This is a genomic window from Streptomyces sp. NPDC015125 (assembly GCF_043080045.1).
Lineage (GTDB): Bacteria > Actinomycetota > Actinomycetes > Streptomycetales > Streptomycetaceae > Streptomyces.
This window is the reverse complement of the sequence record NZ_JBIBVF010000002.1, coordinates 738708-754871: the sequence shown is the minus strand read 5'-3', so window position 1 is coordinate 754871 and position 16164 is coordinate 738708. Positions and strand designations below refer to the sequence as shown.

General features: G+C 70.9%; 18 protein-coding genes and 2 pseudogenes. 10 read left to right on the top strand and 10 right to left on the bottom strand.

From position 1 onward, the window contains the following. Nucleotides 1–109: 109 nt before the first annotated feature. The 3 genes from ACF088_RS08840 to ACF088_RS08830 form a co-directional block, all read right to left on the bottom strand. On the bottom strand, nucleotides 110–1720 hold the full coding sequence (locus tag ACF088_RS08840) for an MFS transporter (protein ID WP_392374699.1): 1611 nt from the start codon (nucleotides 1718–1720) through the stop codon (nucleotides 110–112). Next, nucleotides 1717–2532, bottom strand: a complete 816-nt coding sequence (locus tag ACF088_RS08835) for a thioesterase II family protein (RefSeq protein WP_392374698.1) — start codon at nucleotides 2530–2532, stop codon at nucleotides 1717–1719. The genes ACF088_RS08840 and ACF088_RS08835 overlap by 4 nt, the downstream gene beginning before the upstream one ends. Nucleotides 2533–2805: 273 nt before the next feature. Then, nucleotides 2806–4041 carry an MFS transporter gene (locus ACF088_RS08830; protein WP_392374697.1) on the bottom strand — a complete coding sequence of 412 codons (1236 nt, stop codon included), beginning with the start codon at nucleotides 4039–4041 and terminating at the stop codon, nucleotides 2806–2808. Nucleotides 4042–4187: 146 nt separating this feature from the next. Here ACF088_RS08830 and ACF088_RS08825 point away from each other — a divergent pair, with 146 nt between their 5' ends. Then, nucleotides 4188–4331, top strand: coding sequence for a hypothetical protein (locus ACF088_RS08825; RefSeq protein ID WP_392374696.1), 144 nt, complete (start codon nucleotides 4188–4190; stop codon nucleotides 4329–4331). 516 nt (nucleotides 4332–4847) lie between these two features. Here ACF088_RS08825 and ACF088_RS08820 read toward each other — a convergent pair. Further along, nucleotides 4848–5024, bottom strand: a complete 177-nt coding sequence (locus tag ACF088_RS08820) for a hypothetical protein (protein ID WP_392374695.1) — start codon at nucleotides 5022–5024, stop codon at nucleotides 4848–4850. Nucleotides 5025–5059: 35 nt separating this feature from the next. On the opposite strand from ACF088_RS08820, the gene ACF088_RS08815 reads away from it, so the two are divergent. The 3 genes and pseudogenes from ACF088_RS08815 to ACF088_RS08805 form a co-directional block, all read left to right on the top strand. Further along, nucleotides 5060–5230, top strand: a complete 171-nt coding sequence (locus ACF088_RS08815) for a hypothetical protein (RefSeq protein ID WP_392374694.1) — start codon at nucleotides 5060–5062, stop codon at nucleotides 5228–5230. Further along, nucleotides 5227–6180 carry a GNAT family N-acetyltransferase gene (locus ACF088_RS08810; RefSeq protein ID WP_392374693.1) on the top strand — a complete coding sequence of 318 codons (954 nt, stop codon included), beginning with the start codon at nucleotides 5227–5229 and terminating at the stop codon, nucleotides 6178–6180. The genes ACF088_RS08815 and ACF088_RS08810 overlap by 4 nt, the downstream gene beginning before the upstream one ends. Nucleotides 6181–6218: 38 nt before the next feature. After that, nucleotides 6219–6560: pseudogene (locus tag ACF088_RS08805) on the top strand (IS630 family transposase); the annotation flags it as partial. A 21-nt stretch (nucleotides 6561–6581) separates the two neighbouring features. On the opposite strand, the gene ACF088_RS08800 reads toward ACF088_RS08805, so the two are convergent. Beyond that, the gene (locus ACF088_RS08800; RefSeq protein WP_392374692.1) at nucleotides 6582–6965 is read right to left on the bottom strand and encodes a hypothetical protein; all 384 of its coding nucleotides are present in this window, start codon (nucleotides 6963–6965) and stop codon (nucleotides 6582–6584) included. A gap of 90 nt (nucleotides 6966–7055) precedes the next feature. Between ACF088_RS08800 and ACF088_RS08795 the strand changes: the two genes are divergently transcribed. Both ACF088_RS08795 and ACF088_RS08790 read left to right on the top strand, forming a co-directional pair. Then, nucleotides 7056–7721, top strand: a complete 666-nt coding sequence (locus ACF088_RS08795; RefSeq protein WP_392374691.1) for a transposase — start codon at nucleotides 7056–7058, stop codon at nucleotides 7719–7721. A gap of 22 nt (nucleotides 7722–7743) precedes the next feature. Then, nucleotides 7744–9042 (top strand): PP2C family protein-serine/threonine phosphatase, encoded by a 1299-nt coding sequence (locus ACF088_RS08790; protein ID WP_392374690.1) that lies wholly within the window; start codon nucleotides 7744–7746, stop codon nucleotides 9040–9042. A 309-nt stretch (nucleotides 9043–9351) separates the two neighbouring features. On the opposite strand, the gene ACF088_RS08785 is transcribed toward ACF088_RS08790, so the two are convergent. From ACF088_RS08785 to ACF088_RS08775, 3 genes are all read right to left on the bottom strand, one after another. Next, a complete protein-coding gene (locus ACF088_RS08785; protein ID WP_392374689.1) occupies nucleotides 9352–9600 on the bottom strand; it encodes a hypothetical protein in 249 nt (82 codons plus the stop codon). 133 nt (nucleotides 9601–9733) lie between these two features. Continuing rightward, nucleotides 9734–10540, bottom strand: a complete 807-nt coding sequence (locus tag ACF088_RS08780; protein WP_392374999.1) for a YhjD/YihY/BrkB family envelope integrity protein — start codon at nucleotides 10538–10540, stop codon at nucleotides 9734–9736. A 37-nt stretch (nucleotides 10541–10577) separates the two neighbouring features. Next, nucleotides 10578–11090, bottom strand: coding sequence for a hypothetical protein (locus tag ACF088_RS08775; RefSeq protein ID WP_392374688.1), 513 nt, complete (start codon nucleotides 11088–11090; stop codon nucleotides 10578–10580). A 328-nt stretch (nucleotides 11091–11418) separates the two neighbouring features. On the opposite strand from ACF088_RS08775, the gene ACF088_RS08770 reads away from it, so the two are divergent. The 3 genes and pseudogenes from ACF088_RS08770 to ACF088_RS08760 all read left to right on the top strand — a co-directional run bounded on the left by ACF088_RS08770 (nucleotide 11419) and on the right by ACF088_RS08760 (nucleotide 13273). Next, entirely contained in the window at nucleotides 11419–11832 is a 414-nt protein-coding gene (locus tag ACF088_RS08770) for an NUDIX hydrolase (protein WP_392374687.1), read from the top strand. A 14-nt stretch (nucleotides 11833–11846) separates the two neighbouring features. Continuing rightward, nucleotides 11847–12605 carry a DeoR/GlpR family DNA-binding transcription regulator gene (locus ACF088_RS08765; RefSeq protein ID WP_392374686.1) on the top strand — a complete coding sequence of 253 codons (759 nt, stop codon included), beginning with the start codon at nucleotides 11847–11849 and terminating at the stop codon, nucleotides 12603–12605. A gap of 205 nt (nucleotides 12606–12810) precedes the next feature. Next, a pseudogene (locus ACF088_RS08760) lies at nucleotides 12811–13273 on the top strand (alpha/beta hydrolase). 3 nt (nucleotides 13274–13276) lie between these two features. Here the strand turns inward: ACF088_RS08760 and ACF088_RS08755 are convergent. Beyond that, nucleotides 13277–13987 carry a TetR/AcrR family transcriptional regulator gene (locus ACF088_RS08755; protein WP_392374685.1) on the bottom strand — a complete coding sequence of 237 codons (711 nt, stop codon included), beginning with the start codon at nucleotides 13985–13987 and terminating at the stop codon, nucleotides 13277–13279. A 213-nt stretch (nucleotides 13988–14200) separates the two neighbouring features. Here ACF088_RS08755 and ACF088_RS08750 point away from each other — a divergent pair, with 213 nt between their 5' ends. Then, a complete protein-coding gene (locus ACF088_RS08750) occupies nucleotides 14201–15157 on the top strand; it encodes an NAD-dependent epimerase/dehydratase family protein (RefSeq protein WP_392374684.1) in 957 nt (318 codons plus the stop codon). 64 nt (nucleotides 15158–15221) lie between these two features. On the opposite strand, the gene ACF088_RS08745 is transcribed toward ACF088_RS08750, so the two are convergent. Continuing rightward, nucleotides 15222–15758 carry a DUF4232 domain-containing protein gene (locus ACF088_RS08745; RefSeq protein ID WP_392374683.1) on the bottom strand — a complete coding sequence of 179 codons (537 nt, stop codon included), beginning with the start codon at nucleotides 15756–15758 and terminating at the stop codon, nucleotides 15222–15224. Nucleotides 15759–16164: the final 406 nt, after the last annotated feature.

Here is a 16164-nt window from a genome sequence, read left to right as displayed (position 1 = left end):
TGGGTACACCGGAGGCCGGTGTGCAGGGCGGTCTCGCGCTCCCTACTTTCTCCGACCCGGTGCTCGGGCAACGGGCTTGAAGGCACCTCTGAACGAGTGACTTATCGCTCTATCGGGCCGGATGCAGGTCGTCCCCGGGCCGGGCCGCGGCCGGCGCTGCACGGCCGTCACCGGGCAGGCGGACGTGGTGCGGACCGGCCGGCCGGCCGAGCCAGCGTGCGGCCGCGGCGGCGGTGACGAGCGTGACGGCTCCGGCGACGAGGGCGGTGAGCGTCATCGCGTCCGTGAAGGCTTGGCGCGCGGCGGCCAGCACACCGGCGCGCAGCGGGCCGGGGAGGCGCATCGCCTGTACGGGGACGGACAGCATGCTGTGCTCGGCCGCCTCCGTCACGAGTGCGGGGGCGTGCAGATCGGTGAGGGAGGTGGTGAGCCGGGAGGTGAAGACGGCCGCGAGCAGGGAGCCTTGGACGGCCACCCCGAGGGCGGAGCCGACCTGGCGGGTGGCGTCGTTGATGGCCGAGCCGAGCCCGGCTCGTTCGGTGGCGACCGAGCCCATCACCGATTCGGTGGCCGCTGCCGCGACCAGCCCGGCGCCCACCCCCGCAACCAGCTGGAACGCCGCGCAGTGCGGGTAGCCGGAATCGGGGGTGGTGGTCGCCAGGATGGCAAACCCGGCCGTCACCAGCATCAGGCCGCCGACGACGGGGATCCTGCCGCCCAGCCGTGCCCGCACGGGCACGGCGCACACCGCGCCGAGTGCGAGCCCGGCCGGCAGCGGCAGCGTCCGCACACCGGCCTGCCAGGGGCTGAAGCCGAGCACCCCCTGGAGGTACAGGGTCAGGACGAACAGCGCCCCGAACATGGCGAAGGACATCAGGGCGAGAGCCGCGGCGGCCACTCCGATGCCCGGCACCCGCAGCAGGTACAACGGGAGCATGGGGGCGGGCGTGCGCAGTTGCCGGCCGACGAAGGCGGCCAGCAGCAGTGCGGCCACGGTGAATCCGGTGAGTGCGGCCGGGCTGGTCCAGCCGCGGTGCGGGCTCTCGGTGATGGACCACACCAGGGCCAGCAGTCCCGCGGCCGACAGCGCGGCACCGGGCACATCGAAGCGGGCGCGCCGCCGGGCACGGGACTCGGGTACCAGCGCAAGTGCCAGGACGATGATGACGGCGGCCGGCGGCAGATTGATCCAGAAGGCGGCGCGCCAGGAGGAGTGCTCCACCAGCCAGCCGCCGATGACCGGACCGCACAGGCCGCCCATACCGCCGACCGCGGCCCATGCGGCGATCGCCCGGCTGCGCAGGCGGGCTTCGGGGAACAGCTGGTGGAGGACCGCCAGCGTCGCCGGCATCAGCAAGGCCGCCCCGGCGCCCATGCAGCAGCGCGCGGCGATCACCTGCCACGGGTGGCCGGCCAGCGCGCCGCCGAGCGAGGCGCCCCCGCAGACCGCCACCCCGCAGACGAAGGAACGCCGCCGGCCCCAGGCATCGGTGAAAGCCCCCACCGCCAGTACCGTTCCGCCCAGCACCAGGGCGTAGCCGTCCACGATCCACTGCACCTGCGCGGTGGAGGTGTCCAGGTCGCCCTGCAGATCGGGGACGGCGACATTGAGCACCGTCAGATCCAGGCCGAGCATGAACAGGCCGAGGCACACCACGGCGGCCGCTCCCATGCGCCGCGCAGGTCCGGCCGGTCCGCCGGCCGGCGCAGCGGCCGTCATACCGTCGCCACGGGGCGGTGGATGACGGTGTCGAGCGCCCCGGTGAGGTGGTCCACCAATGCCTTCGTCCCCGTGTGCAGGTAGGTGTGCCCGCCGGGGAAGAGCCGGGGGCATACGGGTGTGTGGAACAGGTCGTTCCAGGCCTGGAGTTCCTGCACGGGGGTGACGGGGTCCCGCTCGCCGCCGTAGAGGGCCAGCGGTACGTCGAGCGGCGGCCCGGGCCGGTGCCGGTAGTGCAGCAGCAGCAAGCAGTCGGCCAGCAGCGGGGTGCAGGCCGCGGCCATCAGACGTGCATCGGCGAGCAGTTGCTCGGGAATCGGGCCGACGAGTTCGCGGATCCCCTCCAGGCCGGCCGTCAGACGCGGCGGCAGCCCGGCGCTGTAGGCATCGATCTGCGGCGCCGACAGCGAGGACACCGCCAGCAGCGACGGGAGGCGGCCGTGGGTGCGCCGCAGATGCCGGATCGCCTCGTAGGCCAGGAGAGCGCCCGCGCTGTGTCCGAAGACCGCGAACGGGCGGGGGTCGGCCCAGTCGTCCAGCACCGCGGCCAGGCGGGCGCTGAGGTACGCGGGGTCGGTCAGCGACGGTTCCGCGGAGCGGGCTCCCCGGCCGGGCAGCGCCACGGAACACGGCTCGATCCAGGACGGCAGCAGCGGCGCCCACCGCAGATAGCAGTCCGGACCGGCCCCGGCGGGCGGCACACAATACAAACGCAGCGCCGCCTGCGGACGGGCGTCGAGCAGCACGCGCTGCGGCACCGCCGATGCCGCGACCGTCACCGACGTCGACTCTTCCGTGAAACCGACACCCATGACATACGCCCTTCGCCTCGCGCTCCACTGGTCCAGGCTCCGCCCTTGCCGCGCAAAGCGCCCCGAACGGGGCGGCGTTCCGCCGTGGCGTCGGGGCCGTCCCGGCACCACCACCGGCCGGCGGCCCCGGGAGCCGTCCGGCCGGGCACAAGACCGATACCCACGCCGACCCTGCACTCCCCCGCCCCCGCACTCCACACACCACGCACGGCACCGCCTTCCTCTGACACCAACGGCGGCAGCTTGCGCACCTGCCCCGATGCGGACTCCGCTTCAGCGGCTGTCGGGGTCGCCTTCGAGCTCCCGGTGCACAGGGCCGGCGCTCCGGTGGTGGTCCGCGCTCCCTCCTGCCGTCACTCTGCCTCCGGGTTCGAGCATCCCGGCCGTACCGGCGGCGATGGCGCAGAAGGCCACGGGCAGGAGAAAGGTGAGGTTGAGCGGGACCAGGTGGGTCAGCGGGCCGATGACGGTGGGCCCGGCGAGCATGCCGAGGTAGCCGAGACCGGCCACGCGGGAGACGTTGGCCCCGGCGGCGTCCTGGTCGGCGTGCCCCGCCGCGCTGAACAGCTGGGGAATGCAGCCGGAGAGCCCGGCCCCGAAGACGGCCCAGCCGAACAGGGCGAGGGGAATCCATGGCGAGAGCGCGACCGCCGTCAGGCCCACTGCGGCCAGGGACGCACCGTAGCGGAGGATGGCAACCGGGCCGATGCGCGCGGCCACCCGGTCGGTGAGCAGGCGTCCGACGGTCATGGCGGTGGCGAAGGCGCCATAGGCGAAAGCGGCCGTGCCGGCGGGCGCGTCGAGGACCTCCCGCAGGTCCAGCACGCTCCAGTCGTTGGCCACCCCTTCGCAGAGCATGAGCATCATCGCGAGCGCCGCCAGCGCCCAGATGCGCGGGGGTGTGCGCCGGGCCGGGCCGCCCTCCGCCGTGGACGTCCCGGCGCCGGGGGGCTCGGGCGGCAGCAGTGCGGGGGCGGCGAGCGCGCTGACGACCAGTCCGAACAGGCTGGTCCCGGCGAGGGTCGCCCCCGCGCTCCAGTGGAGGCTGAGGGTGCGGGCACCGACCAGGGCCGCGAAGACACCGCCTATCGAAAAGACGGCGTGGAAGGCGGACATCACGGGACGCCGGTAGCGGCGTTCGACCTGCACGGCGTGGGTGTTCATGCTGACGTCCAGACAGCCGTTGCCGAAGCCGAGCACCAGTAGGGCCGCGCCCAGGGTCCAGCCGTCGGTGGCCGTCCCCGGGAGGGCCACGGCCACGCTGCACAGCGCCGCGCTCGCCGGTACGACGCGTCGCGCACCGAAACGGTCGGTGAGCCGGCCCACCAGCTGCATTCCGGCGAAGGCGCCGCCCCCGAGGAGCAGCAGCAGCCAGCCGAGCACGGCATGGCCAATGCCCGCGCGGTGCTCCACGGACGGGATGTGCACGATCCACATCCCCATGACGAAGCCGTTGAGGCCGAAGAAGGTGAAGGTGGCCAGTCGGCCGGCTCGTAGTGATCTCTCCATGCGAGCGAACGTAGCAAACACTATTCATGTTCGAAAGATGGCTTCTCAAGCATGCATGGTGTTCGATGGCGGTGCACGGCGAGCACGGGCATACCGCTCAGCGGCATCCGCAACAGCGAGCTGCTGGAACTCCGGGGTGGCCGCCGATGCTGCGCCGCACTCTCGCTCTGGCCATCGCCGCGCGCCCGGGCGGGCTCCTGGCCGCGAAGGTCGCGCTGAAGCACATCTCCGTCGCCACGACCGAGGGGGACGCCGCGCGGCCCGGCACATCTCCAGCGATGCGCGTGTGATGGCCGCCTTCCAGGACTCGGCGGTCTTCTCGTATCGGGTCGCGATGCCGTGACACTGCTTTAAGCGGCTGAAGCAGCGTTCCGCGCTATTGCGCCGCTTGTAGGACTGCTCGTCGAAGGCCGGCAGCCGCCCACCGCGGCCGCCGCGCCGGAGCCTGTTGCGGACCTCAGCGGCCCGCTCGGGGATGGTGCGGCCGATGCCCCGCCGCCGCAACCACATCCGGACAACCTTGGAGCTGCAGCCCGTGCCGCCCGAGACGTGAGCGGGGCGCACGCAGGGCCGCCCCGGACCGATGCGGAGCACCCGCTCGGGCACATCCCGCCAAGCCGCACCAACCGGTCCGGAACTTCCTCACAGCCCTGGAGAGAACCTTCCGGTCGTCCAGCTGCTTCCGGCCGCGCTCCGGTCGGCCGGGACAGCAGAGGACGGACGAATTCCCCTTCGGTGTCGGGCAGTTCATGGCGAGGTAGCGTCCAACGATGATCCACCACACGAGATCATTTCACCATGCAACCTCAGGAGCGGGCCTCCGCGCTTCGGCGGCGGAAGAGCCAGAGCCCTCCGGCCGCGGCCAGGCAGATCAGGCCGGAGCCGACGCTCATCAGGGCCTGGAACGAGCCGTCCCAGAGAGCGTAGGAGAGGAGGTTGAAGAGGAAGGCGGCCAGGAACAGCAGCCAGAGCAGGACCTTCACAGTGGAGCTCCTTGGGGATGGAGATGGAGGGGTGAGTGATCGTCACAATGACGGTACGTGAGCCGCTCGTCGCGCCGTACGGCGGTCCAGGCCATCGCGGCATTGCCGCACCCGCTTCGCGCGTTGCACTGTTGGCTGCTGCGGTCGACGGCCCCGGAAAACGGTTCGACGGCTTTGCGGAGTCCTGGCACAGTGGCGCACCATGACGGACTTCGACCTCTTGACCAGCGCGGACATACCGCTCATGCAGGAGCTGGCGCAGCGGGTCACTGCCACCCGCCCGGACCTGATCAGCGACGGCGCTTCGTACGGGGAGCTGGCCTGGGTCTGGGGGCAGGGGCGCGCCGCTCACGGCGCAACCTGGCCGCGTCGACTGTGGTTCTCCGGTGACGCATTGGTGGCGTGGGGCTGGGCCTTTCTTCCGCGCCAGGTGAGGCGCAATGACGGGTCGGTTACGGACGTCACCGGCGCCTCTCTGACTTATCAGGTCCATCCCGACCGCCCCGAACTGGTCGCCGAAGTGATCGAGTGGTACGACGGTGTGGCGGCCGGCCTCGAACGCACGGTGGTGCCGACGGCCGCCGAGGAGTTCGCCCTGACGCGATGGGCGGCGCACGGCTATGAGACCGACGTGGAGTCGCTCGGCGACACCGGCGGCTGGACCCAGCTCAACGAGCGGGACCTCACCGATGTGGAGCAGCCGGTGCTGCCGGCCGGTTTCCGGTTCCGTACCGCTGAGGAGGCCGGACCGGAGGCCGCGGTCCGGGCCCATGTGGACGCCTGGGCTCCCTCGGCGTACACGGCCGAAGGCTACGAGGATGTCCGGCAGACGGCGGCCTACCGTGGCGACCTGCACGTTCTGGTGGAGGCGCCGGACGGAACAATGGCATCCTCGACGATCATGTGGTTCGACAAGGCGAACAAGACCGTCGAGTTCGAGCCGGTCGGAACGCATCCGCACTACCGGCGGCTCGGGCTGGCAAGGGCGTTGCTTCTGCAGGGGATGCATCTGGCGCGGGCGGCCGGGGCCGCTCATGCGACGGTTGTCTGCCTGGGTGCGCCGGGGCATCCCGCGGCGCGCGGGCTGTACTACGGCCTCGGGTTCCGGGAGCTCTCGCGGGGCGCACCGTTGATCAAAACCAAGACCGCAGGCTAAGAACTAGTGCCGCATCAGGCAACGTTTGCCTTGTTGCCCTGGAGTTCTGCCGCTACCTGCGCTCGCTGCACCCGGCCGACATACGCATCGCGATCATCTGCGACAACTACTCCCCGCACCTGACCACCAAGCGGTGCCGACAGGTCGCGGACCGGGCCGAGGCCAACAACGTCGAGATCGCCTACACCCCGACCAACAACTTCCGGCTCAACCGCATCGAGGCCCAGTTCACCGCCCTGCGCTACTTCGCCCTCGACGGCACCGATCGCCCCGGCCACAAGGCCCGGGGCAGCATGATCCGCCGCTACATCATCCGGCGGAACAAGCACGTCACGGACAAGCACCTCAACGCCCTCGTAGCCAGCGCAAACGTCGCCTGAGCCCGGCTGCAGCTGCCAGACTCACCAGCGGTGCAGGAAGCTCCGGACGTCGTCAAAGCCGTCGAGTGCCCGCCCGTCCACGTCCGTCGGGTCCGCTTCAGCCCGCGCCGCCAACGATTCCGCCAGGGCCAAAGCCTCATCGCTGAGACGGCCGAAGCGCCGCGCAGTATGTCCCAGGCACAGGCCAGTCAGCCCGAGCAGAGGGCTGCCCGGCGCGGCCCGCGTCCCGACCTCAACGCACCAGTGCTCGACGAACGTCTGCTCTTCGTCGTTCAAAGCGGTCCCGACCAACACACTCGCCGCCGCGGGCTCGTGCACCCGGTCCCGCAACGCCCGCTCCAACGTTTCCATGACCACGTCGTGAGACAGAGCAGGAGGGTTCTCGAAACGACGAGGTGCATGCATGCCGCGAGACTACGCACTCCGCAACGGCACTCACCCGTTCGCCCCAGCCCCGCGGCACAGGGCGAACGTTGCCTGTCGCGGCACTAGCAAGTGCTTGGTCAGGACGATTGCGGTGTGGCGTGTCGTTCGGATTCGGTATGCGTGGACGAGGGTGTGGCTCCGGACGAGGTTGCTGCTGTGCGTGGTGAGTTGGAGGCCTTCGCGGGGGAGGTGTTCGAGTCGTTCGCGCGGAACGATCAGCCCCGTTGGGGGCAGGTCTACGTGCGACGACTGCTCACCGACGGCACACGCAAGTCGGTCGAGCCGATGGCGGCCCGGCCGGGTGAGGACGGGAACCGGCAGGCCCGGGCACATTTCGTCGCCGCCGGCCCGTGGGATCCTTCCCACATCCGAGCCCGGTTGGTCTGGAAGATGGAAGCGGTGATCCGGCCTGCTGCGGTGGTCTTCGATGACACCGGCTTCCTCACGGACGGCGATGCCCCGACGTGCCTACAGATCCTGCTCGCACCTGGACCTGCGCCTCCCCCACCCGCCACCGCGACATCCCCACCGTCGCACCGACCTGACCAAGTCCTACCGGGCCTGGCCGGCACCTCGAATCGTCCGTCGGTCCTGGCCGACTCAAGGCCGCCGTGCTGCGGCCACCATCATCACGAAGAAGATACTCTCCGCATATCGGGGCAAATACCATCGATTGGTGATGGATGTATCGTCCCGGACGGTCCCTGGCCGGGGACCGGTCGACTGGTCGGTTGAGGTCGCCGAGGAGGTGCGCCGCGTGGCAGATGAGCGGGCGTGGTTGGGCGAGTTGTTGACATCAGTGGAGTCGGCGCCCCCGGAGGCGGCCGTCTCCGTGCTGGCCCAGCTGCTGGCGAGAAGGCTTGCCGCGACCGAGGTGTCCTTTCTGATCACCGACCTCGGCGGCAAGGCCGTCGTGCGGCTGACCGGGGCCGCTGCGGAGGGCGCGCCGGAGCAGCCGCGGCGGATCCAGTTGCGCGGTTCGGTCTACGAGCGAGTGGTCCGCTCCCAGCAAGCACACGTGGCGAGCGGCGAGCCGGAGGGAGCGGCCGGGCCGGATCTGGTCCGGGTCATCGCGCCGGTGTCCGACCGCGGGGATGCGATCGGTCTGCTGGAGCTGACGGTGCCCGCCCGCCCCGACCGCCGGACGATGCAACTCATTGTCGAGGCCGCCCATGCGCTCGCCTATGTGGTGATCACCAACCGGCGCTTCACCGATCTGTACGAGTGGGGCCGGCGCACCACACGGCTGTCGCTGGCCGCCGAGATCCAGCACCGTCTGCTCCCCGACTCCTTCACCTGCGAGAGCGGCCGGTTCATCGTCGCGGGCGCACTGGAGCCGGCTGCCGACATCGGCGGGGATACGTTCGACTACACGCTCGACCGCCATGCCCTGCACCTGTCCCTCACCGACGCGATGGGGCACGACGTACAGGCGGCCCTGGTGGCGACCATGGTGGTGGGAGCGCTGCGTAACGCCCGCCGGGCGGGCGGCAGCCTCCTCGACCAGGCCCAGGATGCCCACCAGGCCGTCGCGGACTACGCAGACCGAGCGCATCAGGCGTTCACTGACCATTCGGAACAGGTACAGCAAGCCATCATCCGGCACGGTGGCCAGGTCATGGCCACCGGTCAACTGCTGCGCGTCAGTCTCGACACCGGCCGGACCACCTTCGTCAACGCCGGCCACGTCTGGCCGTTGCGCCTGCGCGAGGGGCAGGTCGAGGAGATCACTCCCCTGGTCGACCTGCCTTTCGGCGTCACCCCGAATCCGGGCTACCGCCTCCAGACCCTCGACCTGCGCCAGGGCGACCGGCTGCTCCTGCTCACCGACGGCATGCTGGAGCCCCACGGGACGGAGGCCGACCTGAGCGACCTGATCCGGCAGACCGGCGACTGGCACCCGCGCGACGCCGTACGTCTCTTCACCGAAACCGTCCTGGAACTCTCGAACCACGACCCACGCGACGACGCCACCGTTCTGTGTCTGGACTGGCCCGCCCCCGACTCCCCCTACACCGGCCCCAGGACCGACGACACACAGAACACGCCATCCTGAAGAGCGCCCCGGCCCGCCGCTGTGTCGCCATACGGGGCACCCCCCAGCGCCGCCTCAACGACCGACGGCCGAGGACCGAGGACCGAGGGCCGACCACGCTCCCCCGGAGCCTCTCACGCAACGGTCTCTCGGTGCCGTTGCAGAGAAGTCCCCGGCTGGACGGGGGATGCCGGTCGGGGACTTCAGCCCTTGCGCCCCGCGCAGTTCAGCAAAAACGCGGTGGCGTGATCGGGTTCCGCTGCCGAGAAGACCGCGACCCGCTACGCGCACTCCGCCCGCGCGTTCCTGGCGACCGCCCCCGCGACTTCGTCACGAACCCGCAGGTCCACCGCCCAACATCAACGTCTGCGGAGAACTCCAGCAGCTGCCGCGGACTCCGTCCCGTGCCTCGCGGAACCGCTTCACGACCGCGCCGGCCTCATCGGGGAGGTCCTGGACACCGTCGACGGAACCGAGGCAACCCTCTTCGTCATGACGTTCGTGCCGGACCAGCCGCTCCCCCAGGTTGCACGCCTGCTGGGCCTGCCCGAAGAACAGGCGCGGCTCCGGTTGTCGCAAGTCACCTCACGGTTACGGCACCCGAGTAGGTCGCAGCTGATGCGGGACGAGCGCGAGGGGGAAGATCGCAGTCTCCGCCGAGTTGCGCAGCTGGGCCAGCGAGATCATGCGCGCATCCGTCCGGCCGGGCTGTTCAGCGGTGTCGGCGCTGCAGCAGCAGCCGGCCGACCAGCGCACCGCCGAACACCACCACGCCCACACCGACCAGCCAGGACTGGACGACCAGGACGGTTCCGATGGCGCCGTAGCTGACGGCGCTGGACGCGATCAACGGGGAGAAGACGAGCCGGGAGAACACCCTGAGACCGATCAGCCCGATCACCGTAGCCACCGCACCGGGCAGCAGGGCGCCCCAGCCGACCCGCCCACCGAGCAGCATCCGCTGCGACCACCAGAAGAACAGCACAGCACTCAGCAGTGCGGCCGATGTGAGAGCCGAGGACTGTCGCCACAGCGTGGTGGTGGCGGACATGAAGAGGTACCCGACGAGTACGACGAGCCACAGCACATGCCGCCACCGGGCATGCCAACGCGCTGGGGAGAGCTCCCAGACCCTCTCGTAACCGGTCTGCACCGCCGCCCCCAACGACAGACCGAAGACGGCAAGGGTGGCAACGCCGAACGCGGTCGTGGTCCGTGCTGCCTGGCCGGGCCGGGTGAAGAGCTGCCCGATGTGCGCCCTGGAAGTCGTCGCCACGCCGATCCCGTCCCCCAACCACTGCGCGAACCCCCGCCCGTGCGTCGGATCAGCCGCGGAGACCACGATCAGCAGTGGCACCAGCGTCAGTAACCCGAGCGCCGCGAAGCCCAGTGACCGCGACCCCAGCTCCAGCTCACGGCCCCGTCTCCATCCGCGCCCGACCGGCGAATGCCGGATCACCTGACGCAGCCGTCCGAACAGAGCGGAACGGCCCTCGGTGCCGGACGGCTTCATCGGCATGCCTGTCGACCACACCGTCGAGGACATCGCCGCAGTCTCACGTGCTGTCAGGAGTTACGCTGCGCGCCCCGGGAGAGAAGATCGCCGCCACTGCCGCGAGGCGCAGTGTCTCCAGCGTGTCGATCTGGCTCCGCGCCCGGTCCAGCAGATGGTGCAGCTGGGATTCGTCCAGGCGGGGCTCCCCCGCGGCCACCACGAGCAGCGTGCGCCAGATCAGGGTCTTCCCCTCGACTCCCAGCCGCAGGGTCTCCAGCTCGATCAACGTGCTCAGCCCGGAGCGCCGGTACAGGGCGCCGTTGGGCTTCAGGCGCCCCAGCCTCTCGGCCGCCCAGCCACCGGAGATCTTGTAGCGGCGTGCTGCGACGCCGAGTGCGTCCATGATGTCGAGCAGGGTCTGCCGGTCCTGAGCGATCTCGTCCGCGATGCGCTGCAGGTCGGCGCTGCGCGCCGAGTGGCGGTGCTGGTGGGCGATGCGCTGCGAAAGCCGGACGCCGAAGGTGGCACCGGCCAGGTGGTCATTCAGGTAGATCCCGAGCTTGTCGCCATGCATCCTGGGCCCCGTTCTCGCCTGTCCTCGGCGCTCCTCGACCGTGCGACCGCGTACACAAGCGGTCTGGGAACATCGGCACTGGATCCCCGCACCACGACAGCAAACCGCGAGAGCAGAGAGCCGACGTGGCGAAATGCCGGGAACGGACCCGAACGGCTCAGAGGCCCGGGCGCTGGAGTGCCGCATCAAAATTCTCGGCGCGGCCCGCAGTACCCGCCCGAGTTCACTCAGCAGCCACGGCAGACACGGCTGGAATCACGACCATCACCCTCGCGAACTCTTACGTCGCGGCCACCACCAAGGTCGCCCTCCACCACAAGGACCTGCGGTGACTCCGCCTGTCCACGCTGAGCTGATCAACGACCTCTTGACGGCCACCGACCGCCGACCCCCGACCCCCGACCGCCGACCGCCGGCCGGGACGCCACCACCAAGCACGTCGTCGGTGCTTGTGATCCCCGACCGCGACGGCCACGTGCTGCTCATGCACCGTGCCGCCGACGACTTCACGGGAGGCCTGTGGGAACGGTGGGAACGGTGGGAACTGCCCTCCGGCGGCGCGGACCCCGGGGAGGTAAAGCTCGACGCCCTCCATCGCGAACCCAGCAGTGCCCGCCGCCAGCCGTTGAGGCCGAAGAAGGTGAAGGTGGCCAATCGGCCCCGCCTCGCAATGATCTCTCCAGGCAAGGGAACGCAGCAATCACTCTTCATGTTCGTAAGGTGGAGTTTTGCGCAGCTATAGTGTTCGATAAGCCTATGGCGACCACAGATCGACTGGGGCAGATCACCGATGCCGTGCGCGAGGCCGGGCAGCTGAGCGTCGCGGAACTGGCCGGCCTCACCGGCGCTTCGGAAATGACCATCCGTCGCGACCTGGAACTCCTCTCCGGCCAGGGCTTCCTGGAGCGTTACCGGGGCGGGGCGAGAAGCCTGCTGCTGCGCGGGGAGGAACCCCCCTTCACCCTGCGCGCGCACGAGGGACGGGAGGTCAAGGGCCGCATCGCCGCCGAGGTCGCGGAGCTGATCGCCGACGGGGAGTCGGTCGTCATCGACAGCGGCACCACCTGTCTCGAAGTGGCCCGTGCCCTTGCGCACCGCCGCCTCACCGTCATGCCGCTGTCCCTGCACGCCGCCAACGCACTCACCGGCGGGCCCCAGTTGAAACTCCTGCTGCCCGGCGGCGAACCGCGTCCCGTCGAACTCGCCCTCACCGGCCCCTTGACCGAGGCCTCGCTGGCTGCGCTGCGCTTCGACACCGCCGTCATCGGCTGCTGCGGCCTGAACACCGCGAACGGGCTGACCGCCTACGACCTGGCCGACGCCGCGGTCAAGCGCGCGGCGATCGCCTCGGCGCGCCGTGTCATCGCCGTCGCCGAAGCAGCCAAGTTCACCCGCACCGCTCTTGCCCACGTCATGGAGGTGGCGGCGCTGGATGCCGTCGTCACGGAGGAGACCGCGCCGGACGAGGAGACCCGGGCACTGGCCGCGGCGGAGGTGACCGTCCGCAAGGTGTGATTCCGCGACCGGCACGGCCCCGCACCGTCCGCAAGGTGTGAGTCCGCGACCGGCGCAGCCCGCACCCCGCCCGCCGCCCTGCCCGCCGCCCCCTCCCCCTACCTGAGAGCCACGCGGGAAATGCGCTCCATGGCGGGACGCCGGCCCCGCTGCCCTCCCGGAGCGGTACGCCGTCAACCGCGACAGCATCCGCACGGCGGAGCGGATGGCCGAGGGCCACGGCGACCGGGCGCGGGCCGACGCACTGCGCCTCATGGCCGGCCCGGCACGGCAGTTCCTGTCCTTCGACGGCCGCGAAGGGGGCCGCACCGTCGAGGTCTTCGGCGATCTGGCACGGGCCGACCGGCTCGCCGTACTGGTGCCGGGCTCGGACACCAACCTCGACAGGTACGGACGACTGAGGGCCGGTGCGACGGCGCTCCGGCAGGAGCCGGGCGACCGCTCCGCCGTTATTGCCTGGCTCGGATACGAGACGCCGGCCACGGTGAGCACCCGGGCCGTGACACCGGGCCTCGCCGAGCAGGCCGTTCCCCTGCTCCGCGCATTCGTCCGCGGTGGCGGCCCTTCGTCCGGCCGCCCGGATCACCGTCCTCTGCCATTCCTACGGTTCCGTGGTCTGCGGCCGGTCCGCTTCGCATGCCACACCCGGCCGCCTATTCCGCCCGTGACCGTTACAGCTGGAAGGAATCGGCCAAGGCGTCGATCTGGGTGGCGAGCAGAGTCTGCGCCCGGTGCCCCATCCCGGTGTACTGGCCGGACACCTCCAGGCTGACGGTGCCGTGCAGTTGCGACCAGGTGAGCACCGTACCGGCGAGGGCGGTCCCCGCTGCCTCGTCGTGCGGAGCGAGCCCGGTGTGCCGTGCCAGCCAGTCGGCAACGCCGTCGTCCCTGCGGACCCAGGCGTCCATCTCGTCGACGACCGGCCGCAGTGCCGCACCGGCGACGCCCGCGGCGAACACCTTCAGGAACGGGCCCAGAACGGCCCGCGCGCGGAGCAAGGTGTCGGGCGGAGCCGCGTAGCCGGGTACCGGGGTTCCCTGGATCAGCTGATAGCGGTGCGGCTGCGCGACGGCCCAGCTCCGGTAGGCGTCGGCGAGCGCGTGCAGGGTGGCTCGCCCGCCGTCGGCGGGTTCCGCGTCGACGCCTTCGATGGTGCGCGCCACCTCGTCATAGGCGTCCCGGATCAGCTCGCCCAGCAGGTCGTCCCGGCCGGCGAAGTAGCGGTAGAGGGCGGGGCCGGACAATCCCATGTCCTTGGCGATACGGGTGAGCGCCACGGCTTGGACTCCCCCTTCGGCGAGCTGCTGCAGCGCGGCCGCCTTGATCTCTGCGCGGTTCTGTTCGCGGTAGCGGGCCCGGGGGCTCCGTGCCTCGGCGGCCAAGTTCTCCTCCTGCGTTCGCGATGGCATCCAGCATGCGGGAGCAGCCCATAGCAATGATAGTGAGCCACCCTATTGCGATAGGCCATCGCTAGAGTTATGGTCTATAACAGAAGCGAGAGAGAAGCACGGAGCTCCTCTCCCCGCTTTCCAGCTCCTCGGTCATCGCCCCTCGCTCCCACCCGCCGGCCACCGGCCCGTAGAGAAGGAATCACCATGTCTGCCGCAGAACTCCCCCTCCATGCAGTGCTGGGCGCCGGGCCGGCGGGCACCGCGCTCGCCGGCGAACTCGTCCGCCGCGGTCACGCCGTACGGCTGGTCAGCCGCTCGGCACCGGACAGCGCCGTCGAGGGCATCGAGCGGTACGCCGCCGATGTGAGCACGCCCGAGGGGGCGCTGGCCGCCGTCGAGGGCGCCGCCGTCGTGTACCACTGCGTGAATGTCGACTATCACCGCCAGACCGAGGTGATGCCGCAGGTCCAGCGCGCGGTGCTGGCCGCCGTCGAGACCACGGGGGCCCGCCTGGTCGTCCTGGACACGCTGTACCCGTACGGCCCGACGCACGGCGAGGTGATGACGGAGGACACCCCATGGCGGGCGACCAGCCGCAAGGGGCGGATGCGGGCCGAACTGGACGAGCGCTATCTCGCTGCCCACCGGGCGGGCCGCGCCCGGGTCGTCCTCGGGCGGTCGGCGGACTTCGTCGGCCCCGGCGTACTCAACTCCACGCTCGGCGGAGCGGTCTTCCCCGGCGCGCTGACCGGAGGCGAGGTCCTCGGTATGGGCGATATCGACCTGCCGCACAGCTACACGGACATCCGCGATGTGGCGACCGGCCTCGCCACCCTCGGCGAGCACCCGGAAGGCGACGGCAGGGTCTGGCATCTGCCCACCGCGCCCGCCGCCACCACCCGCGAGATCCACTCGATGATCGAGGAGCGGGTGGGCCGCCCGGTGCAGCGCGTGGTCCTTCCCGAGCCGCGCCCCTTCGGGCCGTTCGACGCGGCATTCATGGACGAGTACGCGGAGATGTTCTACCAGCACACCGAGCCGCAGATCGTGGACTCCGCGGCCTTCACGCGGACCTTCGGCGTCCACCCGACGCCGCTGGGTGCCACCCTCGACGCCACCGTCGACTGGTACCGCGCACTGCTGGCCGACGCCCGGCGCTGACCCGGCCGCGGCATGCCGGAGGCCCGACGCGCGGTGGGTCGGGCCTCCGGCATGCCTGAAGCGGTCAGGAAGCGCTGGGCGGCGTCGCCGACCAGGCGGTCACGGACAGCTCCCCGCCGTCGACGGCCTTGTCGAACGCCACGACGCCGTGCGAGTTGCTGCCCGTCGGGGACACCTGCAGGTACTTGGCCTGCGCGGAGGACGGACCGGCGTGCGTCCAGACCAGATCGGCGAAGGCGCTCTTGCCCGGCTTCAGGGTGATCCCGTGCGCACCCGGGTCCTTGGCGAAGTAGGTGTCACCGTGGTGCGCAGTGGTCTTCAGGGCCGTGTGACCGGCACCCTCCAGCGCCAGCCCCGGGTAACCGCCTATCGCGCACGCGCTCGTGCCGGTGTTGGTCACCTTCAGGTAGGTGCCCTCGTGATTCATTCCGGCCTGGCTCGAACCCGCGCTGGTGGTCGTGACCTTCAGCGCCCCCGGCCCGCACGCGCCGGCCGCGCCGGATGCCGCACCGGCCGCGGAAGCCATGCCGGCGCTCGCTCCCACGGCAAGGGCGACAGCGGCGGTGACGGTGGCGGCGGTACGCAGACCACGGATGGTCATCAGTCATCAACTCCCTTTTCCCCGGAACCCGGAGAGACCTCGGTTCACACCCGGCGTCCGGCCCGCCCGGCCCTCCCCAGCCCCCGCGAAGGGTGACGCGAACGGGAGAGCCGACCGCGGGACCGGTCGATGGGTGCTCGTTCGTTCGTGGCACTCACCCTGGGTGCCACCACTGATGATCGGCTAACGCCTGGCTAACACCCGGAAAACCAGCGGGCGCCGGGAAGGCGGAAGAGTGCGCGGGCCGCGGGGAGGAGCGCGGTGTGGGAGTTCGCGAGGCGGGGAGCGTTCGCGCGGCGGGGCGGGGCGGACTTCGTGGGGGTACGAGGACCCGCGGACCCGCACGTGCCACACGACGGCGCGGGAGACGATGCGGATGAAGTCGTTCCGATCAGGCGTGCGATGC

What these genes read in the sequence shown, in the direction of transcription:
- ACF088_RS08840 (WP_392374699.1), bottom strand. Translation starts at nt 1,720, where the DNA reads ATGACGGCCGCTGCGCCGGCCGGCGGACCGGCCGGACCTGCGCGGCGC.
- ACF088_RS08775 (WP_392374688.1), bottom strand. Translation starts at nt 11,090, where the DNA reads ATGCATGGCGACAAGCTCGGGATCTACCTGAATGACCACCTGGCCGGT.
- ACF088_RS08835 (WP_392374698.1), bottom strand. Translation starts at nt 2,532, where the DNA reads ATGGGTGTCGGTTTCACGGAAGAGTCGACGTCGGTGACGGTCGCGGCA.
- ACF088_RS08750 (WP_392374684.1), top strand. Translation starts at nt 14,201, where the DNA reads ATGTCTGCCGCAGAACTCCCCCTCCATGCAGTGCTGGGCGCCGGGCCG.
- ACF088_RS08780 (WP_392374999.1), bottom strand. Translation starts at nt 10,540, where the DNA reads ATGCCGATGAAGCCGTCCGGCACCGAGGGCCGTTCCGCTCTGTTCGGA.
- ACF088_RS08800 (WP_392374692.1), bottom strand. Translation starts at nt 6,965, where the DNA reads ATGCATGCACCTCGTCGTTTCGAGAACCCTCCTGCTCTGTCTCACGAC.
- ACF088_RS08745 (WP_392374683.1), bottom strand. Translation starts at nt 15,758, where the DNA reads ATGACCATCCGTGGTCTGCGTACCGCCGCCACCGTCACCGCCGCTGTC.
- ACF088_RS08830 (WP_392374697.1), bottom strand. Translation starts at nt 4,041, where the DNA reads ATGGAGAGATCACTACGAGCCGGCCGACTGGCCACCTTCACCTTCTTC.
- ACF088_RS08825 (WP_392374696.1), top strand. Translation starts at nt 4,188, where the DNA reads ATGCTGCGCCGCACTCTCGCTCTGGCCATCGCCGCGCGCCCGGGCGGG.
- ACF088_RS08765 (WP_392374686.1), top strand. Translation starts at nt 11,847, where the DNA reads ATGGCGACCACAGATCGACTGGGGCAGATCACCGATGCCGTGCGCGAG.
- ACF088_RS08810 (WP_392374693.1), top strand. Translation starts at nt 5,227, where the DNA reads ATGACGGACTTCGACCTCTTGACCAGCGCGGACATACCGCTCATGCAG.